The organism is Candidatus Defluviilinea proxima, assembly GCA_016721115.1.
Taxonomy (GTDB): Bacteria; Chloroflexota; Anaerolineae; order Anaerolineales; family Villigracilaceae; genus Defluviilinea; species Defluviilinea proxima.
Map to the genome: position 1 here is coordinate 4,404,536 of JADKIW010000001.1, position 25,153 is coordinate 4,429,688.

Consider the following 25,153-nt stretch of genomic DNA (forward strand, 5'->3'; position numbering starts at 1 on the left):
GTTATACTGCCAAAATCATGGGCAACAAACTTACCCCCAAAGTCATCCTCGAAGGCACCCGCCTGACGTTCAAGACCGAGATCGCGTTCGAACTCAATGAGCATCCGCGCATTGTCGGGCCGCGCAAGTATCGCTATCATTCTCCATTGATCTCAGCGGAATGGTGTACGTTCACGAACTACCCCTGGGGGCGCGGACCGATCAACTTTGAACCGCAGGAAGAGTCGTTGGCGATGGAAACCTACGCGACCTGGGTAAAGATGTTCGAACTGCAAAAATATTATTCGTGGATCGTGGATCGCTTCCACATTTCGACAATCGCTTATCAAAAGCAAACCTATAACAAAGATTACGATTTCAAATGGCTGGAAGAGAAGTTACTGCCATTGAACTTCCGCATTGTTTTCTGTACGCGTACGCCAGAGAGTTTTGAAGCGGCAAGAGAGGAACGATTAAAGGTTTCAGGGAATCCATCGCAATACGATGACCTGCGTCCTTTCATTGAACAGCAAGAGCTGATGCGCGAGTTGATCGCCAAATCCATGTTGCCGAGTTTGACGCTGGATATTTCTGACAACAATATCCCTGCGGCTGTGGAGCGGGTCGCGGATTGGCTTGAACAAACGAACGGGCTGTACATGCCGGATTAGGAGAAGCATGAATTTCGATAAACTCGTCGAGTCCATCATCAAGGAAGCGCAGGAGCGCGGAGAATTTGATAACCTGCCCGGCAAAGGCAAGCCCATTGATCTGACCGCTTATTTTGAAACGCCTGAAGACGTCCGCATGGTGTATTCGGTGTTGAAGAATGCCGGGATGGCCTCGCGTGAAGTTGACTTGTTGAAAGAGATTACGGAGCTAAAACAAGTCCATGCGGCGATGGTGGATGAGAAAAGGAAGAAAGAGATCGGCAAGGAGATCGAGAAGAAACAGATCGAATTTAGCTTGATGATGGAGAGACAGAGGCGTCAGAGGAAGCAAAAGTAGTTCGGACGGAGGCAGGTAGCGGTTAAGTAAGAAAGAGGCACCCTTCGTCTACGCCGCCCAACAAACGGGCGACTCCGCTCAGGGCGGGTTTCAATCCCCGCTTTACAAATCATCCCTGCCCTGCTATACTCTTGTAAATTGAATTTGACTTTCGTGGCGCAAAAGCGTCATTTGTTTACAGGAACAATCGCACGGTACGACCCAACCTTCGCGAGCAAGTCAGCGAAGGTCTTTTTATTAAAACTAATTAGACCTTAACCGCCAAAGGCGGATAAAAATTTTTAAATTAAAAAGGATATACATACTTACATGAGTAAGCAAGGAAAATTGAAAATCATTCCCCTGGGTGGACTTGGGGAAGTAGGCAAGAATATGACTGCCTACGAATTCCAGAACCAAATTTTGGTTGTGGACGCGGGCATTATGTTCCCGCATAACGATATGATCGGGATCGACTATATCATTCCCGATTTTGAATATTTAACAAAACGAGCCGATAAAGTGGTGGGCATCATCATCACGCACGGACACGAAGACCACATTGGAGCGATCCATCATCTGGTACGTGAGATTCCCGCGCCGATCTACGCCACACCCCTAACCCGCGGCTTGATCGATGTGAAGCTGGCGCGTAACAACGCTGGAAATAAAATTTCATTGAAGAACATCGAAGCGGGCGATACGATCGAGATCGGCCCGTTCAAAGTGGAATTCTTCCACATCTGCCATTCGATCCCGGATGCAGTTGGGCTGGGAATTACAACATCTGCGGGTCTCGTCGTTCACATGAGCGACTTCAAGTTTGATCACACCCCCGTCGATGGCTGGCCCACCGACTATGCCAAACTGGCCGAGTTCTCCAACCGTGGTGTGGACTTATTGCTCTCCGATTCGACCAACGCCGAACGCCCAGGCTGGACCCCTTCAGAAATGATCATCGGCCCCGCCTTTGATAAAGTGTTTACCGAGGCGCCGGGTCGCGTCATCGTGGCTACATTTGCATCGTTGATCTCGCGTGTGCAACAAGTGGCTGACGCCACCGCCAAGCACGGACGTAAGATGGCGTTGGCTGGCTCGAGCATGATCGACAACGTGAAGATCGCCCGCAAGTTGGGCTATCTCGAGATTCCCGATGAGTTGATCGTACCGATTGACCAAGCCTTGCAGATGCAAGACCACAAGGTCACGATCATGTGTACGGGTTCGCAAGGTGAACCGTCATCCATCGTGGGACGTTTATCAGCGGGAACCAATCGTCAGTTCGATCTAAAAACCAATGACACCGTTGTGTTGTCATCACATCCGATCCCCGGCAATGAAGAGACCATCAGCAAGACGATCAATCGTCTGCTCAGGCGCGGCGCGAATGTGATCTATGATTCCATGGCTCCCATTCATGTCTCCGGTCATGCCAGCCAGGAGGAATTAAAACTCCTGCTGAACATGGTCAAGCCGAAGCACTTCATCCCCATTCATGGTGAATTGCGACAGTTGAAACGCCACGGACAATTGGCGGTTGAAGTGGGTATTCCACAAGAGAATGTCATCATCGTTGAGAACGGACAGATCGTGGAGCTCTCCGGCAAGAACATCAAACTCGGCGAACGTATCCCCGGCGGCTACGTCTTCGTGGATGGTCAATCCATCGGCGAAGTGGATTTCAGCGTGATGCGCGAACGCGAAAAACTCGCCCGTAACGGTATCTTCCTGATCGATATCAGCGTGGACAAACACAGTGGCAAATTATTGCACGAGCCTGAGATCATTACGCGCGGCTTCGTCTCACAAGAAGACGCGGAAGAACTTCTCCCCGAAGTACGTACGCATATCATGGAAGTTGTCAACAACAGCAGTTGGGACAGCGAAAAAGATATTGCCAACACGGTCAAGTCGTACCTTTACGAATACACCAAACGCAGGCCAATGGTATTGGTCACATTGAGCAAGGCGTAAAAATTCTTACAAAATAAAAAGAGGACCGCTGGAATAGCGGTCCTCTTTTTTGTCCTACTGAACTCAACCCATTTCCTTGAAAGTCACATCGGGATATTTTTCAGAATAATATTTCAAGAGATGAGGAGCAATAAAAATGACAACGGTCCGCTCCTTGAAATCGCGCGCCAATATGGCTTCTGCACGAGCGGGCAAATTCTTGATAGCCTGCTCTGTCCCTTCCACCCAACGGACAAGAGTATGTGGCAAACGTTCCAACTCCGTCGGCACGTTATATTCCATTTCCATTCTGGCTTGCACAACTTCAAATTGCAATTGCCCAACCACAGCCAGAATAGGTTCGCGCTTGAACGCATTCAAGTTATAGAATACCTGAACGCTCCCCTCTTTTTCCAACTGGCTTAATCCTTTTGCGAATTGTTTTTGCTTGCTCAAGTCAGAGTTTTTCAGCAGAGCAAAATGTTCCGGTGGGAAGTGCGGCATCGCCGCAAATTCGACAGGTTCCCCAACGTACAAGGTATCCCCAATTCCCAAAGCACCGTTGTTAGGGATGCCAACCACATCGCCGGGAAAAGCCTCGTCCATGATCTCACGTTCATTCGCAAAAAGTTTATACGGACGCATCAAGCGGATGGACTTCCCACTTTGGGCATGGACCACGTTCAAACCGCGCTCGAAGCGTCCCGAACAAACACGGACGAAGGCAACGCTATCGCGGTGCTTGGGATTCATGTTCGCTTGTATCTTGAAAACATATCCTGAAAAATCGGGGCTTTCAGGTCGAACGAGGGAATCGCCGCTTGCATACGGCTGTGGAGGCGGAGCATGTTCGATGAACGCATCGAGAAACAGCCGCACGCCGAAGTTAGTCAAAGCCGAACCGAAAAAGACAGGTGTCTGTTTCATGTCAAGCACACGGGCAGAGTCAAATGAAATCCCCAATCCGTCTAAAAGATGAATATCATCTTCGATCGTTTTATGGCTGGCTGTGAATGTCGGCCTGGTATACAACTGCTCCAGAGTGACGAATTCTTCAGGTGCCATTTTTTCGTTGCGCGTTGTGCGTTCATACAGATAAACACCCTTTGTCTGACGGTCATACACGCCCTGAAATCTGTCTCCATCCCCAATGGGCCAATTCATCGGGACAGGTTGCATTCCCAAAATTGATTCGATCTCATCCAGTAACTCAATCGGATGACGTGAAGGGCGATCCAACTTGTTGATGAACGTAAATATGGGAATACCACGCTGGCGACAGACATCAAAAAGTTTGCGCGTTTGCGGCTCGATACCCTTGGCCGCATCCAACACCATCACGGCGCTATCCACCGCAGACAATGTACGATACGTGTCTTCAGAAAAATCCTGATGTCCCGGCGTGTCGAGCAGGTTGATCACAAATCCTTTATACGGGAATTGCAGAATAGTGGATGAGATCGAAATGCCACGCTCGCGTTCCATCGCCATCCAGTCCGATGTCGCACTGCGTTGATTGCGTTTGGCTCGCACGTTGCCCGCCAACTCAATGGCGTTGCCGTACAATAAAAGTTTTTCTGTCAGGGTGGTCTTCCCTGCATCTGGATGCGAGATGATCGCAAATGTCCTGCGCGGGGCGCTTGCCCCTCCCACAGTAACACTTCCATTTGATTGATCGGTCAACTTAAACTCTTCCACGATATTCCTCTGTTCAAATTCTTTTATAAAGACCAGCCTGAGATCAGGTCGTCTTCTTAGTTAACATATTCGCGATTTGCCGATCCACCTTACCCATCGGCATCTCATTCAAGCCCTTCAGCGAAACCCACTTCATATTTTTATCTGGAATGGATTTCAACTCGCACCGAAACGCATGGACAGTCACTTTGAAGTGTGTGTACGCATGCTGGACGAACCCCATCGCCTCTTTCCTCTGGACTTTGAGGTTGTATCCCGCCCGAAGAGCTTTGGTCAATTCTTTAGCCGGGTCGCCATCTACTCGCCCATTCGGAAACTCCCACATCCCCCCGAGCAGTCCATCTGACGGACGTTGTGCCAACAAGACTTTTCCGCTCTTCACGATCACCGCCGCTGCATGGACGTACTGAGGCACAACTTTCTTCGCCTTCTTCACGGGGCGAAGTCCCTGCGTTCCGTTCTCTCGCGCTTTACATAGCTCCATTAATGGGCAAAGCAGACAACGTGGGTTCTTTGGAATACAGACTGCCGAGCCCAGATCCATTAGGGCTTGGTTGAAATCACCAGCTTTGCCTTTGGGCAGATTTGCTCTTGCGATGTCCCATAACAGCTTTTCACCTTTAGGTGAATCAACGGGTTCTGTAACATCAAACAAACGCGCATACACACGCTTGAGGTTTCCATCGAGGGCAGGTTCGTCTTTTCCATACACAAGTGACGCGATCGCCCCAGCAGTATAACGCCCAATACCGGGCAACTGAATTAACTCATCAACATCCTGCGGTAGTTTGTCGTCATATTCATTCGACACAACCTTCGCCGCTTTATGCAAATTGCGCGCACGACTGTAATAGCCAAGTCCTTCCCATGCGTTGAGCACATCCTGTTCGGAAGCTTGCGCCAAAGCCCGAACCGTTGGAAATAACCGCATCCACTTTTCGAAATAAGGAATGACCGCTTCTACCCTCGTTTGCTGAAGCATGATCTCGGAGATCCACACCGCATAGGCATCCGGGTGATCTCTCCAGGGTAGAGTCCGCTTATTTTTGTTGTACCAGTTCAACAGTCTGGTTTGAAGCGTGTGTGAAGGCATGGTTAAATAAAATCACGGAGACTTATCCTGTCTCCGTGATCCGTTGGCTAGAATTGAAATCCGCCGCGCGCGGGAACAACTTTACAGGAAAAATTTTTGACGTAATTGAACAGGCGTCCCTGCAATGCATCCCAATCGTCAGAGTTCAATATCTGACGAGCTTGAGCAAGGTCCGATGCAAGCAAGCCGACTTGAATTTGAGGGTATGCACCATAGACAGTGGCCCAGGCTTCGGCAGGTTGTAATCCCATGCGCTGAATGCCCGGGATGAATTCGCCGATAACGAACTCAAAATATTCCTGATCTCGTTCGGCGGCAATATCCCAGGTCATCAAAACTTTTACTGACATGATTAACTCTTTTGGTATTCCAATACAACCACATGAGTCTCGCTTGGCAAACTGCTTCGCGTCACTTTAAGGGACGGTTGAGCCTCTGGTTTGGAAAGTCCCATTTCTTTGATGAACTTGTTGAGCGATTCGAGAGATATCTTCGAATCAGGCGTTTCATAGTGCATGGGGATGACAATGTTCGGCTCGATCAGGCTGATGACTTCCGCGGCTTTTGCGGCATTCAATCCGTTACCACCGCCCACCGGGACAAGTGCCACGTTGATCGTGCCCAGCGATTCGATCTCAGATTGGGTTGGGACCTGTTTAAGGTCACCGAGATGCGCAACAGTGATGCCGTCATAATCGAACACATACACGGTGTTGCGTGAGGATGCGTCTTTGCCTTTCTTCTTTCCGCCCGCACCACCATCGGTGGCAACGCCAGTGATGAATACACCGCCGATCTCAAATTCACCCGCGCCGTCGATCACGTGAGATGTACCTTTGACCGAATCCGCGTTGCTGTGACCGGGTGCATCGTGACTGATCGTTGTAATGTCAGCTTTAAGTTTAAGTGCATCATAACCAACGGCCTTGTTATCGTAAGGGTCCGTCACCACTGTCGCATAACTGCGCTCAGTGAGACGAAAGCATGAATGTCCATACCAGGTAATTTCCATAAAAGTGTAGCCTCCGCCTGTTATTATACCCGTCACGGTCACAAAATTGCGTCTCTTTTTGAGGAGGGACAATACAAGTTAATCACCAAATCACGATGAATATTGAGTTTCAACTCGTTCATAAAGTTTATAATGGGCAATCTTATATCCATTCCAAGGACTTATAAAATGCAAAGATCAAAAACGGTCTCTTATCTTGAGGCTGTATTCGCAGTAATTGTATGGGGTGCGTCATTTATCGCCACCAAGGTTGTCTTGCAGGATATTTCGCCAACTACCACCGTATGGTTAAGGTTCACGATGGGCATTGTTATTCTTGGTATCGCTGTTCTGATGCGCGGGCAATTTGCCCTGCCAGACAAAAAAGAATGGGGATATTTTGCCCTGCTGGGTTTTCTAGGTATTACGTTTCATCAATGGCTTCAATCGAATGGACTTCAAACTTCTGAGGCTGGAACGACCGCCTGGATTGTTTCCACAACCCCGGTCTTCATGGCTTTGCTGGGATGGATCGTTCTTAAAGAAGGGTTGAGCTGGCTCAAAACAACCGGCATTCTCCTCGCTTTTAGTGGGGTCCTGCTCGTTGTTTCCAAAGGAGATCTTTCTTCGATTTCCATAGGTAAGTTCGGGGCACCCGGTGATTTTCTGATCATGATCAGCGCGGTAAATTGGGCTGTGTTTTCCGTCCTATCGCGCAGAGGCTTGAAGTCCCATCCTGCGAGTTTGATGATGTTCTATGTGATGATATTGGGATGGGCGTTTACATCCGTTTTATTTTTTACAGGAGACGGCTTGGGTGAATTTTCAAAGTTGACTTTCCACGGCTGGCTTGGAGTTACATTCTTGGGAGTGTTCTGTTCCGGGCTGGCATATATTGCCTGGTACGATGCGCTACAAACTTTACCTGCGGCACAGACCGGAGTGTTCTTATATATCGAACCGTTGGTTGCTGTGGTTGTAGCCTTTTTTGTTTTGGGCGAGAAAACTTCAGTTGAGTCCCTTGTAGGCGGCGTGTTTATCCTATTTGGGGTGTGGCTGGTTAACCGGTAAAAAGCCAAAGTTTGGAAAAACTCCCAGATTGGGAACAGGCGCGGGTGAGTCCGAAGCGGATATTCGTCATAGAAAACCCATACCAATTTCCTTATCCTCACCCAAAAGAGGGGGTATAATCTAGTCACTATATTCCCACGAAACGGAGGAAAGACCCATGGCAAGTGTAACATTTAAGAACGTAGTTAAGCAGTTTAATGATGTGATCGCTGTAAACAACCTCAACATTGAGGTTGCGGATAAGGAATTCCTTGTCCTCGTTGGACCGTCTGGTTGTGGAAAGACAACCGCCCTGCGCTCTCTCGCAGGATTGGAGGAAATCTCCAGCGGTGAAATTTTGATCGGTGACCGTGTTGTGAACGATGTGGCCCCGAAAGACCGCGACATCGCCATGGTCTTTCAGTCATATGCTTTGTATCCTCACCTCACGGTGTACGACAACATGGCGTTCGGCTTAAAACTCCGCAAGGTACCGAAGGACGAGATCAAGCGCCGCGTGAACGAGGCCGCTGACATTCTCGGTATTCAAGACCTTCTCGATCGCAAGCCCCGCCAACTCTCCGGTGGTCAACGCCAACGTGTTGCAGTGGGACGCGCCATCGTCCGTGAGCCGAAGGTGTTCCTCTTCGACGAACCCCTTTCAAACTTGGATGCAAAATTGCGTGTGGCAATGCGCGCCGAAATCAGCAAACTGCATCAGCGCCTGCAAACCACATTCATCTATGTGACCCACGATCAGATCGAAGCCATGACCATGGCAAGCCGTATCGCGGTCATCAACAAGGGTGTGTTACAACAGCTCGATACTCCCCAGAATTTGTATGACCACCCCAACAACCTCTTTGTTGCAGGCTTCATCGGCTCCCCCGCCATGAACTTCTTCCCTGGCAAGCTCCGCAAGGACGGCGGCAAATTGGTTGTGGACACTGGCGATTTCTCAGTTGCCATTCCGCCCAAGTATGCTAAGCCTTATGAGTCACATGTCGGCAAGGATATTATCTTTGGCATTCGCCCAGAGAATATCCATGATGTCAACTTCATCCCACCCAACGTCGACTTCGAAAAAGTTGCCGTAAAAGTGGATGTGACCGAGTTGATGGGTAACGAAATCTTCCTCTACCTCGTTAGCGGAAAGAACACTTTCGTCGCCCGCGTCGATCCCCGCTCAAAACTGCGCCTCGGCGAACAGGCCCAAATCGCTCTCGATATGGATGCTGTTCACATCTTCGATGCCGCAACCGAACAAGCGATTCGCTAGTTTCATAACTAAATCACAAAAAAATAGGCGCTCAAAATTGAGCGCCTATTTTTTATTTAATAACCCGACTACTTTGTTAAAGTACTTGAAAAAGTATTAAATATATGCTACTATAATCCTACAATAAGGACTTTAGAGACTATATTGAGCACTTTTTTTTGGCTCCCAGCAGGCTACAATGTCAAGAGCTTTAACAAACATGCGGCTCTTGACCTCATCCGTTTTTCGGGTGTCGGTTTATCACGTACCGAACTGGCGGACAAAATGGGCCTCACAAAAGCCGCGGTCAGCCTGATCGTAAAAGAACTTATGGACAGCAAAGTGGTACAAGAGACAGAAAGCCGGTCTGCCCCAAGCGGACGTCCGCCCATTGTGCTTGAGGTGAATCCCCATCGTGGTTTGGTTGGCGCAATTGATATGGGGGCGACACACTTGAGTATTGCCGTGGCAGGGTTTAACGGCCGCATACACGAGGAAACAAACTACCCATTCAACATCAAAAATGGACCTGAGGCCTGTCTGGCTCAAGCCGACGAAAATTTACGGAGTATGTTGACCAATCTAGAAATGAAGGTTTCAGATCTGTTGGCTGTAGGTGTTGGAGTGCCAGGACCTGTTATTACAGACGCAGGAATGGTTATTGCACCGCCGATCATGCCGGGTTGGGACCGCTTCCCCATTCGAACAGTATTAGAAAAAAAATGGGGCTGTCCGGTTACGTTGAACAACGATGCCGAATTGGGAGCGCTGGGCGAATGGGCATATGGAGCCGGTCGCGGCGAGAAAAATATCGCCTACATCAAAGTGGGAAGCGGTGTTGGAGCAGGTATCATCATTAATCAACAAATCTATGGAGGAACCACCGGCGCCGCAGGAGAAATTGGGCACCTTACCATCGATGAAAATGGACCTCTTTGCAACTGCGGCAACCACGGCTGTCTTGAAGCATTCGCTGGTGGTTATGCAATCGCCAGACAGGGACAACTACTGGCAAAGTCTGGGAAACGAACACTGCTATCTGAAACTCCTCTCGACTCGATAACCGCATCGGAAGTAGCCGAAGCGGCAAGACGTGGCGATCTTCATGCACAGGAAATATTACGGCGAGCCGGCACAGCTATCGGAGTTGCCATCGCTGGTTTGATCAATTTGCTCAACCCGGGCGTAGTGATCATCGGTGGCGGCGTAGCACAAGTCGGCGATATTATCACAGCCCCGATCCGCGAAGCAGTGCGGGAAAGGGCGATGCATGCATCCGAACAAAGTGTACGGATTACTACAGGTATGTTGGGGCGACGTTCTCTATTAATAGGTGCAACTGTGCAGGCCATCAACGTTGCCATTCATATTGCGGCCGATAACAAAAATGCTGGGTCGAAAGAAAAGTCCTTTAAAAATGCAAAAATAAAAAAATCCCTTGAAAGGAGGTGATGCGCATACAACCAGTTACTCACAATTGCAAAAAAGTGACGATTTTCAATCAATATATACATAAGGAGAAGAAGTAATGAAAAAGAAGTTCAATCTGTTGTTTACCCTTTTGCTGATCTCAGCCTTTGTCTTGACCGCATGCGGCGGTGGTCAAGCTACCGAGGCCCCTGCGGCAACTGAAGCACCCGCTATGACTGAGGCTCCCGTCGCCACGGAAGCCCCCGTTGTCGCTACCGAAGCTCCAGCAATGGAACCTGTAACAGTCAGCATCTGGCACTCGTATCACCCAGACGAAAATGAAGAGAAAGCCTTCAATCAGATTCTTGATCTGTATAAGGCAGAACACCCCAATGTAACAATTGATGTTCTGTATGTTCCGTTCGATCAACTCGCTAACAAATGGTCAACCGAGGTTGCCGCTGGTGGTGGCCCAGATATGTTCACCATGCCTAACGACGATCTTGGCAACTGGATTCGCGGCGGTCTCGTCGCCCCAGTGGATGAACTCGTGGCTGGCCAGCTTGATGGTTTCACCCAGCTCGGCATTGACGGCGTGACCTATGAAGGCAAAATGTACGCTGTCCCTGGTATTGCCAAGGCTGTTGGTTTGTTCTACAACAAGAGCTTGGTTGAAACAGCTCCCACCACTACTGACGAATTGCTTGCCCAAGTTAAGAGCGGCAAGATCCTCGTTGCCCGTCCGTGGGATTACTTCAACTACGGTTTCTTCACCGGCGCATTTGGTGGCAAATTGATGGATGAAAACGGTGTCTGTACTGCAGATAAAGGCGGCTTTGTTGAGGCCTTTGATTACCTCAAGGCGCTTAAGGATGCTGGCGCTGTGTTCGAGCCTGACGAAGGTAAAGCCAACGCCATGTTCACCGATGGCACCGCGGCCTTCATCACAACTGGCCCGTGGATGACCGGTGCTTTCAGCGAAAAACTCGGTGACAACCTTGGCTTCGTTGCTCTGCCCGCTGGTCCCGCTGGCCCTGCAACACCCATGACCGGTATCGACGGTTGGTATCTCAACCCCAACAGCACCAATCAACAAGCTGCGATCGACTTCGCCCTCTTCGCATTTGGTCCTAAGGGCGCTCAGATCTATGCAGATGTTGCAAAAGATCCAATGGCTCGCACTGACATTTCCGCCAGCGATCCATTTGTGAAAACTGCCGCAGAAATTGCGGCCGCTGGATACCCCCGTCCTCAATCTGCTGAATTCGGCAATTGGTGGGGCGCATTCAATGATGCAACCACAAAGGTTCTTGAAGGCAAATCAGACTCGACTGCTGCTGTAGCAGAAGCCTGTGCCGCAATGAACACAGCAAACAAAAAGTAAGAAAGTAGTTGGTAGTAAAATGGCGGTGCGTTGTAAATACAACGCACCGCCATTCAAAGTCTCTCGAGAGGAGATGTACACCATGTCAGAAAAAACAACAGGTGTTTTCGATACGGCAGCGGGGGAAAACCCGACCATAAAAAAGATCACACCATTTCTATATATACTGCCCGCATTTCTCGTCATGGGTATAATTACTTTTTACCCCATGGGATATCAGGTCTGGATGTCGTTTACAGACTATGGCATTAAGAATATCCGTGTTGATGCGCCTTTACCCAACTTTGTAGGTTTCAAAAACTATATCGACATCCTCACTACAAATCTGGGACTCTCCAGCTTTAGCTTCTGGCGTACATTAGCATTTAATCTTTGGTGGACATTTTCAAACGTTATCTTTCATGTCGCCTTTGGAATTATTATCGCCGTAGCCCTCAACACAGAAGGTTTGTGGTTCAAACGCTTCTACCGCATGGTATACATTATCCCGATCATTATTCCACAGATCATTATTGCAAACATCTTTCGCAATTTCTTTGACCCAGATTACGGAGCATTTAATCAGGGATTGCAATTGATGGGCTCATTATTTCACCTTCCCCCTGAAATGTTCCACATCCGCTGGCTTGACCAATTGGATTACCCATTCCAGAACATACCGCTCACGCTTTCGTATTTTGCGTTATTGATCACCAATGTCTGGTTGGGTTGGCCTTTCATGACTATTATCGCCACTGGCGCCTTGCAGAGTATTCCCAAGGAACTCTTTGAAGCCGCCGAAATTGACGGGGCAACAGGCTGGCAAAGATTCTGGAGCATTACCCTCCCCCTCCTCCGCCCAGCGATGGTTCCTGCGGCGGTATACGGTATCGTAGTCACATTCAATCTATTCAACCTTATCTTCTTCCTATCGGCGGGCGGACCCTTGCGACAAACCGAAATTTTGCTCACTGTTGCATTCCGCCTTGTCAACGAGCAACGAGCCTACGGCGTTGCGGCTGCATTTTCGATCTATGTGTTCCTCATCCTGCTTGGACTTACCCTTTTGACCAACTACATTACCAAAGCTACGGAGAGTTACGATGCATAATCAAACCCCATCTTTCATTCAGAAAATTGGCCGTAAATTTAGCGGAAATTCAGGCGCTGGTCGCAAACTCACCTTCTTGCAACAACTTGGCTTGCAACTCTTCCTCGGCACGATTGCTTTCACTGTCCTTTATCCCATGCTGTGGGTGTTCAGCCTCTCCATCAACCCATCAGATGACATTCGCCCCAAGGAACTTATCCTCATTCCAGAAGGCGCATCCTTTGACACCTATCGCGAAGTGATAAAACAGCCAACCCCAAACCCAGTTTCGTTTGGACGATTGGCATTCAATAGCTTCAGGTTGTCCTTCACCACCGCATTCGCATCTGTGATTATTGGTGTATTTGCGGCATACGCTTTTTCGCGTTTGCGATTTGCAGGGCGTCAGGTTTTTATGATCTCGGTGCTCACGGTTCTCATGTTGCCTGCCATTGCAACCCTGCCAGCTTTGTTCGTATTGCTTAACAAAGTTGTCTTCGGCGCTGGGAAGACCTTATTCAACCTTCGCAATTCACTTTGGGGTGTTGGCGTTGCCGTGCTTTCAGGTTTGCTTCCGCTTGCCATCTGGAATCTCAAAGGATACCTCGATACCATCCCCAAGGAACTTGAAGAAGCCGCCCTCATTGACGGATGCACTCCCAATCAGGCATTTTTCCGCGTTACGCTTCCTCTTGCTGTACCAGCCCTCGCGGTAACAGGTTTCCTCGGTTTCATGAGCACGTGGTCTGAGTTTGTCATCTCGTGGCAATTTCTCACTAAGCCTCAAGACTTTACACTTACGATGGCACTCTATGGCATGGTCGGGCAGTTCGCAGGGCAAACGCCTTGGTCAAAATTTGCCGCCTTCGCCATTCTCGTCGCGCTACCCGTTTCGGTGATATATCTATATCTACAAAAATATATCGTTGGTGGGCTTGCCCTTGGTGGCGTAAAAGGCTAAACACTTACGGGCGGTCACAATGACCGCCCGATTTTTTTGAGACTGGATATGAAACGACTTATCACTCTCCTCCTCCTGGCATCCATCATCATCGGATGTGCCCCTGCGACTCAGACCACGCTTCCCCCTACCCCTCAGCCTGCTTCTGCCACAGCGACAGCACCTGCCGCTGAAACTGCATCAGCCCAATGGTGGCAGGATGCGGTCTTCTACGAGATATTTGTCCGCTCGTTTTACGATTCCAACAATGACGGCATCGGCGACTTCAACGGCATCATCCAAAAAATGGACTATCTGCAAAGCCTCGGCATCAATGCCATTTGGCTTATGCCCATTCACCCGTCCCCGTCTTATCATGGGTATGATGTGACCAATTACTACGCCGTCAATACGGAATACGGCTCAATGAACGACTTCAAGAACCTGCTCGCGGAGGCCCATAAGCGCGATATCAAGATCATTATTGATTTGGTTTTGAACCATACATCCAGCCAACATCCTTTCTTTATCGATGCGAACAATGACCCGCAATCACCCTATCGCGACTGGTACGTTTGGAATGACAAATCGAATGGTGCTAACTGGCACGAAGGCAAAAGCGGATACTACTTTGGTCTCTTCTGGAGCGGGATGCCAGATTTGAACTATAACAATCCTGACGTCACTGCACAAATGGAGAATGTAGCCCGCTTCTGGCTCGATGACATCGGCGTGGATGGGTTTCGCGTGGACGCCGCGAAACATCTCATCGAAGAGAACGGCAAAGTGGAAAACACCCCAGCCACACACGAATGGTACAAAGGCTTTTATAAATTTTACAAAGCCAACAAACAAGAGGCTTACGCCGTTGGAGAAGTTTATAACGGCGGTGCGTTCATGGCAAAGACCTACGAGAATCAACTGGATGCCATCTTCAACTTTGAACTCGCCAGCGCGTTCATATCCAGTCCACAGGCGGGTACGAACATGCCTATCAACTCTGCCTTACGGTTTTCGCTGAAAGACAAGCCTGATTTCAACTTTGCGACCTTCCTCACCAATCACGATCAAAACCGTGTCATGAGTACATTGAACGGCAATATCGAGCAGGCGAAAGTTGCATCCTTTCTCCTGCTCACAACACCGGGCACACCCTTTATCTATTACGGCGAAGAGATCGGGATGCAAGGTGTGAAACCTGACGAGGATATTCGCCTGCCCATGCAATGGAATGCGAAGGAGAATGCTGGCTTCTCAACTGTCATTCCCTGGCGCGCGCCATTTACAAACTACTCTGAAGTCAATGTCGCCGCACAAGATATTGACCCTGATTCGTTACTTAACCACTATCGCAACTTAATTCAAATCCGCAAGGAACACCCAGCACTTCGCACAGGACAAGTATCCGTTATTGAAACAGGAAACTCAGGCGTATACGCCATTCTGTGTGTGAAAGAAAGTGAAACGCTCCTTGTATTGGCAAACCTAACCGACCAACCGATCAAAGAGTACGCACTCACGCTCAAAGGTGCTGTACTGGCAGATGGAACTTACAGTGTAGAGTCGCTATTTGGCGCAGAGCAGGTGAAAGGTCCAGCAGTGACGCGTGGCGTCTTCGAAAATTACAAACCCGTAGACGAGTTAAATCCATTTTCCACGCTCATAGTAAAATTGCTACCCTAATCCACTTTACTGAGGTTCCTGCAATGACCATAACCGCTCCCGACTGGGTGCAAGACGCGATCTTCTACCAGATATTTCCTGACCGTTTCGCTCGAAGTGCACGTAATATAAACAGTAAACTCACCTTAGAATCCTGGGACTCCCCTCCCACCGTACATGGCTTCAAAGGTGGTGACTTATACGGTGTTGCCGAAAAGCTTGATTATTTAAAGGACTTGGGAATCACGGCTCTTTACCTTAACCCGATATTTGCCTCTGCTTCGAATCACCGGTATCACACCTTTGATTATTATCAAGTAGACCCATTGCTCGGCGGCAACGAGGCCTTCCGCTTTTTACTGGATGAGGCCCACAAAAAGAACATGCGCGTTGTGATCGATGGTGTCTTCAATCATGCGTCACGTGGGTTCTGGCAGTTCCACCATGTGCTGGAAAATGGAATTGGCTCACCATACCAAGATTGGTTCTATTTTGATACCGACCGCCTGGAAGGACGTCGCCGTTGGGGAGCTTACCCCGGCACATCCGAACTGCATGCGTTACAAAGTGGCGAAGATAGCCTAAAGGCCATCGGTTATCGCGGCTGGTGGAATTTGCCCGCATTGCCCAAGCTCAATGTGAATACGCTCGCTGTACGTGACTTCTTGTTCGATGTTGCCGAATACTGGATCAAGTTTGGCGCGGACGGTTGGCGATTGGATGTTGCCACCGAAATTGACGACGACTCGTTCTGGCGTGAATTCCGCAATCGTGTGCGGGCTGTCAACCCTGAAGCCTATATCGTGGCTGAGATCTGGCATGAATCACATCGCTGGTTGCAGGGTGACCAGTTTGATGCCATCATGAACTATGATGTGACACGCCCAATTATTGCGTTCTTCTCGAATGGCAGTCTTGACCTGCGTGTTCTGCACCAGCAATTCAACTACAACGGCATCCACCACTCCATCGATGCGCACGAATTTGCCAATCGCATTGACCACAACCTTGGGTTGTATAAAAAAGACATCACGTACTCACAGCTCAACCTACTTGATACACACGATACACCGCGCTTCCTTTCCTGCGTCAACGGCGATAAATCCGCGCTTAGGCTGGCATGGTTGTTCATGTTCGCCTACCCCGGCGCGCCCTGCATTTATTATGGCGATGAGATCGGCGTGGACGGCGAGCATGATCCGTTCTGCCGCAAGTCCTTCCCATGGGATGAAGCCAAATGGGATAAAGACTTGCTCGCTTACGCCAAAGAGGTTGCGGCACTTCGCAAAAAGAATCCTGCCCTTAGGCGTGGGGACTATAAACGCTTGTGGTCAGCGGAAGGTGTGTATGCATTCTCGCGCACTTTCGAAGACAAAACGGTTGTCGTGGCGTTGAATGCTTCAGCATCGCCTCAGCATATCCACGTCACCTATGATGCGAAAGCTAAGCCCAAACCCATTTTTGGCGAAGCATCCGAAATATCCGTGGATGGGCGTCTCAGGTTCACCATCCCTGCACGAAGCGGAGTAGTATTGAAGTAGAAGCAAAAGACAGTTACCTTGCAAGTAACTGTCTTTTTAAAGCATTGGTTTGTTTTTATCGATCCACCTAGTACTGTTCAAACGCGAAAGGATAAACAACATGGATGATAATCTTTTCTCCAACCCTTTTGATAAGAACGAACAAAACATGGGCATGAAACCTATCGACTCTGGAGAAGGGGATACCAGTGGACGATCACTTGTATGGTTCCTGATAGGCATCATCGCAATAGGATGCCTCTGTTTCTTCGGCGCCGCACTGCTTTACTACCAACCCGATGTCAAAACACTTTATGCTCAATACTTCCCGTCGCCCACATCGACTCTAACCGCAACACCTGTATCAACTTCTACACCTATACCAACACCTACAAACACACCCACTCCAACGCCCAACATGACCGCCACCGCTATTGCCATCCAGGCAACAGATACCGCTCTTGCTTATCAGGCGACTGCTGAGAACGCGGCAACCAAGTGGAAGGTGATCCGCACCGACACATTCGATTCAAACAAGAACGATTGGCTGGTTGAATCGAATAGTGAAGATGAATACTCTACAACCAGCTACGAGGTTGTAGATGGAAAATACAGATGGGACACAACCGCTCACCAATCGTATATCGGCTGGGTACGAGCTGGCAGAAAGGTACTGAAAGATTTTTACCTGAGCGTGGATATCCAAGCCATGGAAGCGCCCGAAACTGCAGATTACGGTGTGGTCTTCCGTGAGGATGAAGATTCGAATTTCTATTACTTTGGGATCAACGAACAGGGAGAGTATGCCTTGTATGTGTATTTCAAAGAATGGAGCACTCTCATCGACTGGACCAAAACTGATCTGGTCAAACTAGGTAAAGCGAACCGTATCACGGTCATTGGCGAAGGCTCGCATTTTACTTTCTTCATCAACAATCAATATCTGACCGAGTTCACAGATGACACGCTCACCAAAGGTTCCACTGCGTTGGCGGTTGAACTCACAGACACAGACGACCACGCCCTCATTGAGTTCGACAACTTCGATCTACGCGCGCCATGACCAACCAATCCCGAGGGGATGGCAAGATTCTAGAAATAGACGATATTGAAAAAATCCCGAAGGGATGACATTGTTTGAACCTATGTCATCCCTTCGGGATTGATAAACACGATCTGAAATCTATAATCATTTCACTCCTTCGGAGTTATCGATCACTCTCCCCACACGGCTTTCACTAACGCTGGCAGTATTTCACCAGATTTGCCATGAAAGGCATAATCCACTTTGGAAGTGAGAGGTGTTGGCTCGGCGTTGACTTCGATCACGACCGCCCCTTTGTGTCGAGCCGCATGCGCCAGAGACGCGGCCGGTTGCACAACTCCTGACGTGCCAATCGAGATGAACACATCGCAGGAACGAGTCGCTTCGATAGCGGCTTCAAGTTGCTCGCGTGGCAAGGATTCCCCAAACCAAACCACATCTGGCCTCAACAAGCCACCGCATGACTCACACTTGGGAACAGACTCCATATCGTCCCCCCATATTTCAGTGAACATATAACATTCGGAACAACGTACACGCTGGATATTGCCGTGCAGTTCAAGGACATTTTGATTGCCCGCCATGCGGTGCAGGCCGTCCACGTTTTGGGTGATGATGGTAAATTGCGAGACGCGTTTTTCGATCTCGACTAACGCATAATGACCAGGGTTGGGTCGTACAGCCTTGATCGCTTCGCGCCGCCATGCATACCAATCCCAAATCAGTTTGGGGTCACGGGCAAACGCTTCAGGCGACGCTAGGTCTTCGGGTTTGTACTGCGCCCATAAACCAACTTGCGCGTCGCGAAAGGTGCGGAGTCCGCTTTCTTGCGAGGCACCGGCTCCTGTAAGTGCGACCAGTTTCGAGGTCCGAAGAAGAAGCGAGAGAAGTTCAGGCGGGAAAGTTAAAGTCCACACTTTGCCAGTGTCAGGTTGTGATCATAGAGCTGGGTGCGTCCAAGGATCTCAAGGTCTTCATTGACCGAGACAAGTTCATATTCGATCCAGGCGTTCTTGTAACCCGAATAACGTCTGAGGTTATATGTTTCGACGTTGTAATTGAATGACCCATCATCGACCTTGATCATTTCAGCGCCCGCGCTCCATTCACCAACGTTGAGAGTGTTTTGTTTATCACGTAAACGCAAAAAGAGGAAGACACGGTCGGTGCGGTCAGGGTCTTCAACTTGGGCCGTAATCTTAATAGCACGTGTCACACATGCACCCTGCCCCCAATACAGAACAGGCGCAGAATATTGGATCAACTTAAACCCGGAGTTCTGGCTAAAGAACGTAACACTGCTCATGTCGTTGATAAATTCTTCCGAGAAAGTGGGAAGAGGCACGATCGTATCTGTCGGCACAACAATGGGCACGGCATTCGGCGCCAATGGCGTTGTGGCTGGCGTGAATGTGATGGGAGTTGCGACCTTCGTGGCAAACAGATCACGGGTTGGGATCTTCGTGACGGTCGGCTGAGGCGTATCGGTGTTCACAGGGATGGGCGTAGGGGTCGTCAACAAGGCATTGATATCGGGCAGTTGGATACTGCCACAACTGGCGAGCAATAGAGTAAGTAGAAGAACGGGAATAATCTTTTTCATGGTATGTCTCATCATGGAACTAAAACGTCACAATGTGTAAGCGATACGCTGGTGCGGTCCACAACCGAACGCCCAAGCACGTTCAACCCAACTGTGGATGCCACCATTTGGTATTGCAACCACGCATCTTCATAGAACATGTAATCCTCGATCTGGTCGAGTTCCAGTTTGTAGAAATATTTACCTTGATCGTTATCTTTCATAATGGCGCCTGCGCCCCATTCGGTATTGCGCCCGCTGAATTTATCCTGAAGTTTTATGAAAAGCAAAACGTATTTCAATCTTCGCACTGGGGTTACGTTGGCAATAAAAGTGATCGAACGGTCGCCATCACAGGCGCTTCCCCACACAACCTGGCTGGTTGATCTTGAAACATATGTAAAGATATTAGGAGAGGGCGTGAACAGGCTCGGGTCTATCGGTTCGAGCGTGATGGTGGGACGGAATGTCTCAGTCGGTGGCACGGTACGCGTGGGCGGCGGAAGCGTGATGAGCGGGTCTTGCGTGGGCGGTATCTCGGTGGGAGCCGCGGTATTGATCGCAAACGGATCACGCGTGGATGTCGGCGTAGGGAAATGCGTGACCGTTGGCTGAGGCGTAAATGTCGGCGCTGGCGTAGCTGGGGTGAGAAAAGAGAGATCCAGCGGTGGGAGCGCAGAGCAGGCTGTGATGATTACCGAAAGAAGAAGGATGACTGTCTTTTTCATGAGTTCCTCATGGACAATTTTATACCCATCGCACCGCGGGCACTATATCAATTGTATCCGGTTTGACGTGGATTGACCTCCCCCTTTGGCCTTGCGTCCTTGTTTGGAATACGCCTCTTTCTTGGACACCGAGCCTGATTCAGCGGAAAGGACTTGTCACTCCGCTATGACGTACGCCAGCTTTACGGCTCCCATTGAGGTTGCCAATCGGGCTCAGGGTTATCCGTGATCTGGCGCATGGACGAACCATCGGCCCGCATGATAAAGAGATCAGCCTGATCGTTGTTCCGCAAGGAATTGAATGCGATCCACTGACCATCGGGAGAATAGGAACAAGCCGCGTTGTTGCCGCCTTGTGTGAGTTGGGCGGCGGTCTTCGCTTCCACATCAATGCGAAAAATATTCTTATCGCCTTCGGACCCAGCGTAGATCAACAGATACTTTCCATCTGGCGACCAATCAAGACTACCTCCAATACCGCTGAGACCACGCGTCAACTGGCGGACATCGGTAGCATCTGGGTTCATGAGGAATATTTCGTAGGCGTTCGGTTGATCCACGGCCATGGCAAATGCGATTGTCTTGCCATCTGGCGACCAATCGGCAGAGACAATGGTATTCGGCCCGGCATATAACAACTTTGCATTCTTGCCTGTGTTCTCCACCGTCCACAAAGAGGTTGGCCCGTCAGCCGCACGGTTGGCGAACAGGATGGTATTGCCATCAGGAGAAAAACTTGGCGAGAAGGCATTCCCAACATTTTGGGTCAAACGCAATAAGCGCGAGCCGTTGAATATAAAGAGGAATAGGTCGAAGTATCCACCATTTTGATTTGCCGCATAGACAATTGAGCCGCCCAACGGCGAAAACACAGGGTAATAATTATGCGCTTCCACATTTGTGAGCTGTTGGTAACCCGTCCCATCAGCGTTGACCATGCAAAGCTGATTGAAATCACCGCGCGTGCAAGTGAAGATAATGCGACCGATGTTAGGCCTTGTCGGTGCGGGAGCAGGTGTATAGGTTGGCAGAGCAGTTGGAAGGTCGGGGTCTGAGGCGTTGACATCGCCAAGGTTAATGTTCGCCGCAGGGATCAGCATACAGAGGCCAATCATGAGCACGATCAGGATCAATCCGATTGGTACTTGGAAGCGCGAGTTTTTATTTCGTCGGGAAAAGAGTCGCCTTTGAGACATGAGTGAATTTTACATCGTTATTTTTTGTCATCGGGAATGGTAAAGCAAAAAGTGGAGCCCTTCCCCAAGCCTTCCGATTCGATCCATACCCAGCCATGATGCGTTTCGATGATGCGCTTGACTAGGGCAAGGCCGATGCCCGTGCCTTCCACCGTGGCATCTAATTTCTCGAACAAGCCAAAAATCTTGGTATGGTATTGTGCATCAACTCCAATGCCGTTATCTTTTATGAAAATAACCTGCTGACCTGCCGTATTACGAGTACCTATCTCAATAACTGGTTCTGGCTGATCTCCCATGTACTTGATGGCATTGTCGATCAGGTTCTCGAATACTTCCAACAGACGGATGCGGTCACCATACAGAACAGGCAGAACATCTGCGATCACAATTTTGACATTTGAAGAAAGGATTTTTGCATCCAGTAGATCGAGAGTATCCTGCACCAATTCTCGGCAATCGATCTCTTCAGGCGGGTTGACGACACGACCAATGCGCGAGAGTTCAAGCAGTTCTGAGAGTAGGGCATCCATTTTATCCGCCGCATGTGCAATACGTTGCATATCATGTTCGGCCCGTTCAGGGCGATTCTCCTTCACATCTTTTTTGAGCATGCCGATAAAACCCTTGATGGTAACCAGCGGATTCCGTAGATCATGCGAGACCGTGTAAGCAAAACGTTCAAGCTCGGCGTTCTTTTTGTTCAACTCATCAATATATTGCTCACGCTCATTCTGCAAGTGTCTGCGTTGTTCGATCTCATCTCCCAATTGGAGAATGACACCCCGTTGCTTTTGCAAGGATGTTTCCATCTGAAGGCGCAAATAACGGACAATAAACACGATCATACTTTCCTGTGCGGCGAGGGTGATGAACGTTGTCCAGAAATCGGTAAAGGGTTGACCCGAAGAAAGAAGCGGAGGATCGTAGTAGTTCATATCCAGCCAATGTCCCCAACCTCCAATGACGGTCAACTGAAAGATCAAAAAGAACAAAATGGCATTACTCGGCAAGAGCAGTGTACCCAGAATCCCCTGAAGAATGATCGAGATCTGATACCCTGAATACCAATACCCCTCAATGGAAAGACTGAGCAGGTCGGTGAGATTCCAGTGCAGGAGGTAAAACACACCCGCCCAGCCGACTTTTTGTCCTACCAGAAAGTAGATCGAAAACATTATGGGGACGATAAATATAAATAGATTGACCCACAATGGGAAGAAAGGCGTAGTCAGTTCAGGAGCGCCAGAATACGCGCGTTGTATACCGAAACCACGCAAAAGGATCGTGATAGGCAACAAGACACGCAAGGCGCGTTCACGATATATAACGGTTGGATCAGTAGAACGTGTGGTGAACCACCATTTCCACAAGCGGATGATGGGGTTGTGCGACGTGTTCATTCTGTCTTTCCTTTCATCAGAAGACTCGAAAGACTTCACCGACGAGCATTACCCCCGTTGTGTCGAATTTATCCTATTAGACGCGACGTGGGTTCCCAAAAACCTGATACCCGACCTCAACTCATTGACACTTGTCAAATGGATAAGCTTTGAATGAAACATCTTTATTTTACAACGAAATGCAGGCCAAACTTAAGCATCCCAAGTACTATTTGTAAAAAGGAGAACATGCCGAATGCAAGGGAGCTAAACTACAGAATCGTAAAACTCCCCAATCGGCAAAACCGTATGAAGTAGATCAGGTGAGATTTTTCTTTCCCCGCAAAGAACAAAAAGGGATGCAACTCTGCCCAGCCCATCGCATGTTCTTCCAACCCGTCTTCAACCTGTTCCCTCTCCTCGGGTGATAACCACTCAGGCAGATCATCCAGCCAACATGCGGAGGACCAACTCAAATCCATGTTGTGATCGGGTATATCGTCCAATGACTTCTCCAGCGCACGCGCCAAAGACCGGGCATCCTCCGCACTGACCACCTGCCCATCGTTCGTCAGGTACGTACCATCCCATTCTGCATTGAGCAGATGCAAATTCAATCCAACAGGCGGACGTGTCCCCAAGGGTTGCCAGCCATACAAGCGGGCAAGTTCGAGGGTCTTCATCAAGAATTCCCTGCTCCATCTTCTTGAAATGGCTGTGGAGTCATTGAAGAGTTCGATACTCATAAGATGCCAATCACCAGTTCACGTTCAGGCTGTTACATCCTGAACAATAGGTAATGCCACGCTCCAACAGTTTATGAGCACACCTTCCACACACATCACCTGGACCTGAAATATGATGGATCATCTGCTTGCAATCGCGCAAGTTCAAGTTCAGTCGCTTGTGGATCAAGACCATCGCTTCGATCTTGCGATCTCCGCGACACGCAGTCGCCAATTCCAGTTGAATCGCTTCATCAATTTCAGAGGGGAGTGTCAGTGAGCCGTTACATTGGGGGCATTCGTAAACTTCGTCCATAAATAATACTTGCCTGTCACTCATTATACTCATTTACAGCTCTGCATATGGCGATGCGCTTTGCAGGAAAATGAAAGTCGCAACTCCCATAAAGCCACACTACCCCGCCATGCGGTACAATTCCTAAACTATCACCACTAACCGCTAAAAGCTAATTGCTAATAGCTAATAGCTAAAACCTACCCACTAAAAATGTCATCCATCGAAGTTCATAACCTCCAAAAAACATTCCAGACTAAACGCAAAACCGAAGGGCTGGGCGGCTCTGTGCGCTCCCTCATCAAACCACAATACAGCTCCATCGAAGCAGTGCGCGGCATCTCGTTTGAAATGGAAGCGGGTGAACTGCTTGGCTTCATCGGCCCAAACGGCGCAGGCAAATCCACCACGATCAAAATGCTCACAGGCATTCTGCACCCCAGTGGCGGCGATGCCAAAGTGCTCGGGTACGTTCCGTGGAAAGAACGACAACAACTCGCCTATCACATCGGCACCGTCTTCGGTCAACGCCCGCAGTTGTGGTATCACCTCCCCGCCATCGATACCTTCCGTCTCTTCGGCAAGATTTTCGAAATGGAAGATAGCGAGACACAAAAGCGCATCGCCTTTCTTTCGGAAGCGTTCGAGATTGGCGACCTCTTGGAGACTCCCGTACGCAAACTTTCCCTCGGGCAACGGATGCGCTGTGAAGTCGCCGCCTCGCTTCTTCACCGACCGAAGCTGGTTCTCCTCGATGAGCCTTCCATTGGCTTGGACGTGGTCGCCAAACAACACATCCGAGATGCCATCCGCGAAATGGCAAGGGTAGAGAACGTTGGTGTCCTACTCACATCTCATGATGCAGGCGATCTCGAAGCCTTATGTCGCCGCGTCATCGTCATCAATCACGGACAGATGGTCTACGAAGATAAAGTCTCCAACCTCAAACGCAAATTCCTCACATCCAAGTTGGTTGAAGTGCGTTACGCTGAAGAAGTATCGAAAACCTTCAAAGTGGAAGGTACCGAGATGATCAAGATCGGTCAATATGGAGTGAAGCTACGGTTCGACACCCACACAACTCCTGTCGAAAAAGTGTTATCGCATCTGACGGATGCAGGCAGTGTAGTTGATATCACCATCTCCGACCCGCCACTGGAAGAGGTCATTGCAAAGATCTATCAGACACAGGCATAACCCTGAGAG

24 protein-coding genes are annotated in these 25,153 nt (G+C 49.3%); 13 read left to right on the forward strand and 11 right to left on the reverse strand.

What is annotated here, in order from left to right:
* Window positions 1-17 precede the first annotated feature (17 nt).
* The 3 genes from IPP66_20415 to IPP66_20425 all read left to right on the forward strand — a co-directional run bounded on the left by IPP66_20415 (window position 18) and on the right by IPP66_20425 (window position 2,940).
* Window positions 18-650 (forward strand): hypothetical protein, encoded by a 633-nt coding sequence (locus IPP66_20415; protein MBK9927641.1) that lies wholly within the window; start codon window positions 18-20, stop codon window positions 648-650.
* A 7-nt stretch (window positions 651-657) separates the two neighbouring features.
* On the forward strand, window positions 658-987 hold the full coding sequence (locus IPP66_20420; protein ID MBK9927642.1) for a DUF1992 domain-containing protein: 330 nt from the start codon (window positions 658-660) through the stop codon (window positions 985-987).
* A gap of 309 nt (window positions 988-1,296) precedes the next feature.
* The gene (locus tag IPP66_20425) at window positions 1,297-2,940 is read left to right on the forward strand and encodes a ribonuclease J (GenBank protein ID MBK9927643.1); all 1,644 of its coding nucleotides are present in this window, start codon (window positions 1,297-1,299) and stop codon (window positions 2,938-2,940) included.
* A gap of 63 nt (window positions 2,941-3,003) precedes the next feature.
* Here IPP66_20425 and IPP66_20430 read toward each other — a convergent pair whose 3' ends face one another.
* From IPP66_20430 to IPP66_20445, 4 genes are all read right to left on the reverse strand, one after another.
* Window positions 3,004-4,572 (reverse strand): peptide chain release factor 3, encoded by a 1,569-nt coding sequence (locus IPP66_20430; protein ID MBK9927644.1) that lies wholly within the window; start codon window positions 4,570-4,572, stop codon window positions 3,004-3,006.
* Between the two features lie 88 nt (window positions 4,573-4,660).
* On the reverse strand, window positions 4,661-5,710 hold the full coding sequence (gene mutY, locus IPP66_20435; protein ID MBK9927645.1) for an A/G-specific adenine glycosylase: 1,050 nt from the start codon (window positions 5,708-5,710) through the stop codon (window positions 4,661-4,663).
* Between the two features lie 47 nt (window positions 5,711-5,757).
* Complete coding sequence (locus tag IPP66_20440) at window positions 5,758-6,060, reverse strand: hypothetical protein (GenBank protein ID MBK9927646.1); 303 nt, start codon at window positions 6,058-6,060, stop codon at window positions 5,758-5,760.
* Window positions 6,061-6,062: 2 nt separating this feature from the next.
* A complete protein-coding gene (locus IPP66_20445) occupies window positions 6,063-6,722 on the reverse strand; it encodes an MBL fold metallo-hydrolase (protein ID MBK9927647.1) in 660 nt (219 codons plus the stop codon).
* 168 nt (window positions 6,723-6,890) lie between these two features.
* Here IPP66_20445 and IPP66_20450 point away from each other — a divergent pair, with 168 nt between their 5' ends.
* The 9 genes from IPP66_20450 to IPP66_20490 all read left to right on the forward strand — a co-directional run bounded on the left by IPP66_20450 (window position 6,891) and on the right by IPP66_20490 (window position 18,057).
* On the forward strand, window positions 6,891-7,772 hold the full coding sequence (locus IPP66_20450) for a DMT family transporter (GenBank protein MBK9927648.1): 882 nt from the start codon (window positions 6,891-6,893) through the stop codon (window positions 7,770-7,772).
* 157 nt (window positions 7,773-7,929) lie between these two features.
* A complete protein-coding gene (gene ugpC, locus IPP66_20455; protein ID MBK9927649.1) occupies window positions 7,930-9,030 on the forward strand; it encodes a sn-glycerol-3-phosphate ABC transporter ATP-binding protein UgpC in 1,101 nt (366 codons plus the stop codon).
* Window positions 9,031-9,174: 144 nt separating this feature from the next.
* A complete protein-coding gene (locus tag IPP66_20460) occupies window positions 9,175-10,461 on the forward strand; it encodes an ROK family transcriptional regulator (GenBank protein MBK9927650.1) in 1,287 nt (428 codons plus the stop codon).
* A gap of 76 nt (window positions 10,462-10,537) precedes the next feature.
* Window positions 10,538-11,803 (forward strand): extracellular solute-binding protein, encoded by a 1,266-nt coding sequence (locus IPP66_20465; GenBank protein MBK9927651.1) that lies wholly within the window; start codon window positions 10,538-10,540, stop codon window positions 11,801-11,803.
* Window positions 11,804-11,876: 73 nt separating this feature from the next.
* Window positions 11,877-12,893 carry a sugar ABC transporter permease gene (locus IPP66_20470; protein MBK9927652.1) on the forward strand — a complete coding sequence of 339 codons (1,017 nt, stop codon included), beginning with the start codon at window positions 11,877-11,879 and terminating at the stop codon, window positions 12,891-12,893.
* Window positions 12,886-13,833: an ABC transporter permease subunit gene (locus IPP66_20475; GenBank protein MBK9927653.1), complete on the forward strand. Its 948-nt coding sequence runs from the start codon at window positions 12,886-12,888 to the stop codon at window positions 13,831-13,833. The genes IPP66_20470 and IPP66_20475 overlap by 8 nt, the downstream gene beginning before the upstream one ends.
* Window positions 13,834-13,881: 48 nt before the next feature.
* Window positions 13,882-15,495, forward strand: coding sequence for a DUF3459 domain-containing protein (locus IPP66_20480; protein MBK9927654.1), 1,614 nt, complete (start codon window positions 13,882-13,884; stop codon window positions 15,493-15,495).
* A 23-nt stretch (window positions 15,496-15,518) separates the two neighbouring features.
* On the forward strand, window positions 15,519-17,015 hold the full coding sequence (locus IPP66_20485; protein ID MBK9927655.1) for a glycoside hydrolase family 13 protein: 1,497 nt from the start codon (window positions 15,519-15,521) through the stop codon (window positions 17,013-17,015).
* Window positions 17,016-17,115: 100 nt separating this feature from the next.
* Window positions 17,116-18,057 carry a hypothetical protein gene (locus tag IPP66_20490; GenBank protein ID MBK9927656.1) on the forward strand — a complete coding sequence of 314 codons (942 nt, stop codon included), beginning with the start codon at window positions 17,116-17,118 and terminating at the stop codon, window positions 18,055-18,057.
* Between the two features lie 152 nt (window positions 18,058-18,209).
* Here the strand turns inward: IPP66_20490 and IPP66_20495 are convergent, their stop codons facing one another.
* The 7 genes from IPP66_20495 to IPP66_20525 all read right to left on the reverse strand — a co-directional run bounded on the left by IPP66_20495 (window position 18,210) and on the right by IPP66_20525 (window position 23,968).
* The gene (locus IPP66_20495; protein ID MBK9927657.1) at window positions 18,210-18,956 is read right to left on the reverse strand and encodes an NAD-dependent deacylase; all 747 of its coding nucleotides are present in this window, start codon (window positions 18,954-18,956) and stop codon (window positions 18,210-18,212) included.
* Window positions 18,944-19,642, reverse strand: coding sequence for a hypothetical protein (locus tag IPP66_20500; GenBank protein MBK9927658.1), 699 nt, complete (start codon window positions 19,640-19,642; stop codon window positions 18,944-18,946). The genes IPP66_20495 and IPP66_20500 overlap by 13 nt, the downstream gene beginning before the upstream one ends.
* A gap of 11 nt (window positions 19,643-19,653) precedes the next feature.
* On the reverse strand, window positions 19,654-20,349 hold the full coding sequence (locus IPP66_20505) for a hypothetical protein (GenBank protein MBK9927659.1): 696 nt from the start codon (window positions 20,347-20,349) through the stop codon (window positions 19,654-19,656).
* 182 nt (window positions 20,350-20,531) lie between these two features.
* The gene (locus IPP66_20510) at window positions 20,532-21,464 is read right to left on the reverse strand and encodes a PD40 domain-containing protein (protein MBK9927660.1); all 933 of its coding nucleotides are present in this window, start codon (window positions 21,462-21,464) and stop codon (window positions 20,532-20,534) included.
* A gap of 98 nt (window positions 21,465-21,562) precedes the next feature.
* Window positions 21,563-22,948, reverse strand: coding sequence for a GHKL domain-containing protein (locus IPP66_20515; protein MBK9927661.1), 1,386 nt, complete (start codon window positions 22,946-22,948; stop codon window positions 21,563-21,565).
* A gap of 251 nt (window positions 22,949-23,199) precedes the next feature.
* Window positions 23,200-23,673, reverse strand: coding sequence for a hypothetical protein (locus IPP66_20520; protein MBK9927662.1), 474 nt, complete (start codon window positions 23,671-23,673; stop codon window positions 23,200-23,202).
* Between the two features lie 10 nt (window positions 23,674-23,683).
* Window positions 23,684-23,968, reverse strand: a complete 285-nt coding sequence (locus IPP66_20525) for a hypothetical protein (GenBank protein MBK9927663.1) — start codon at window positions 23,966-23,968, stop codon at window positions 23,684-23,686.
* A 192-nt stretch (window positions 23,969-24,160) separates the two neighbouring features.
* On the opposite strand from IPP66_20525, the gene IPP66_20530 reads away from it, so the two are divergent.
* Complete coding sequence (locus IPP66_20530) at window positions 24,161-25,144, forward strand: ATP-binding cassette domain-containing protein (protein MBK9927664.1); 984 nt, start codon at window positions 24,161-24,163, stop codon at window positions 25,142-25,144.
* The last annotated feature ends 9 nt before the right edge of the window (window positions 25,145-25,153 follow it).

Excerpts from the sequence above, each read along its gene's own strand:
- IPP66_20415 (MBK9927641.1), top strand. The coding sequence starts at position 18 with ATGGGCAACAAACTTACCCCCAAAGTCATCCTCGAAGGCACCCGCCTG.
- IPP66_20420 (MBK9927642.1), top strand. The coding sequence starts at position 658 with ATGAATTTCGATAAACTCGTCGAGTCCATCATCAAGGAAGCGCAGGAG.
- IPP66_20425 (MBK9927643.1), top strand. The coding sequence starts at position 1,297 with ATGAGTAAGCAAGGAAAATTGAAAATCATTCCCCTGGGTGGACTTGGG.
- mutY (MBK9927645.1), bottom strand. The coding sequence starts at position 5,710 with ATGCCTTCACACACGCTTCAAACCAGACTGTTGAACTGGTACAACAAA.
- IPP66_20440 (MBK9927646.1), bottom strand. The coding sequence starts at position 6,060 with ATGTCAGTAAAAGTTTTGATGACCTGGGATATTGCCGCCGAACGAGAT.
- IPP66_20445 (MBK9927647.1), bottom strand. The coding sequence starts at position 6,722 with ATGGAAATTACCTGGTATGGACATTCATGCTTTCGTCTCACTGAGCGC.
- IPP66_20450 (MBK9927648.1), top strand. The coding sequence starts at position 6,891 with ATGCAAAGATCAAAAACGGTCTCTTATCTTGAGGCTGTATTCGCAGTA.
- ugpC (MBK9927649.1), top strand. The coding sequence starts at position 7,930 with ATGGCAAGTGTAACATTTAAGAACGTAGTTAAGCAGTTTAATGATGTG.
- IPP66_20465 (MBK9927651.1), top strand. The coding sequence starts at position 10,538 with ATGAAAAAGAAGTTCAATCTGTTGTTTACCCTTTTGCTGATCTCAGCC.
- IPP66_20470 (MBK9927652.1), top strand. The coding sequence starts at position 11,877 with ATGTACACCATGTCAGAAAAAACAACAGGTGTTTTCGATACGGCAGCG.
- IPP66_20475 (MBK9927653.1), top strand. The coding sequence starts at position 12,886 with ATGCATAATCAAACCCCATCTTTCATTCAGAAAATTGGCCGTAAATTT.
- IPP66_20480 (MBK9927654.1), top strand. The coding sequence starts at position 13,882 with ATGAAACGACTTATCACTCTCCTCCTCCTGGCATCCATCATCATCGGA.
- IPP66_20485 (MBK9927655.1), top strand. The coding sequence starts at position 15,519 with ATGACCATAACCGCTCCCGACTGGGTGCAAGACGCGATCTTCTACCAG.
- IPP66_20490 (MBK9927656.1), top strand. The coding sequence starts at position 17,116 with ATGGATGATAATCTTTTCTCCAACCCTTTTGATAAGAACGAACAAAAC.
- IPP66_20500 (MBK9927658.1), bottom strand. The coding sequence starts at position 19,642 with ATGAAAAAGATTATTCCCGTTCTTCTACTTACTCTATTGCTCGCCAGT.
- IPP66_20505 (MBK9927659.1), bottom strand. The coding sequence starts at position 20,349 with ATGAAAAAGACAGTCATCCTTCTTCTTTCGGTAATCATCACAGCCTGC.
- IPP66_20510 (MBK9927660.1), bottom strand. The coding sequence starts at position 21,464 with ATGATTGGCCTCTGTATGCTGATCCCTGCGGCGAACATTAACCTTGGC.
- IPP66_20515 (MBK9927661.1), bottom strand. The coding sequence starts at position 22,948 with ATGAACACGTCGCACAACCCCATCATCCGCTTGTGGAAATGGTGGTTC.
- IPP66_20520 (MBK9927662.1), bottom strand. The coding sequence starts at position 23,673 with ATGAGTATCGAACTCTTCAATGACTCCACAGCCATTTCAAGAAGATGG.
- IPP66_20525 (MBK9927663.1), bottom strand. The coding sequence starts at position 23,968 with ATGGACGAAGTTTACGAATGCCCCCAATGTAACGGCTCACTGACACTC.
- IPP66_20530 (MBK9927664.1), top strand. The coding sequence starts at position 24,161 with ATGTCATCCATCGAAGTTCATAACCTCCAAAAAACATTCCAGACTAAA.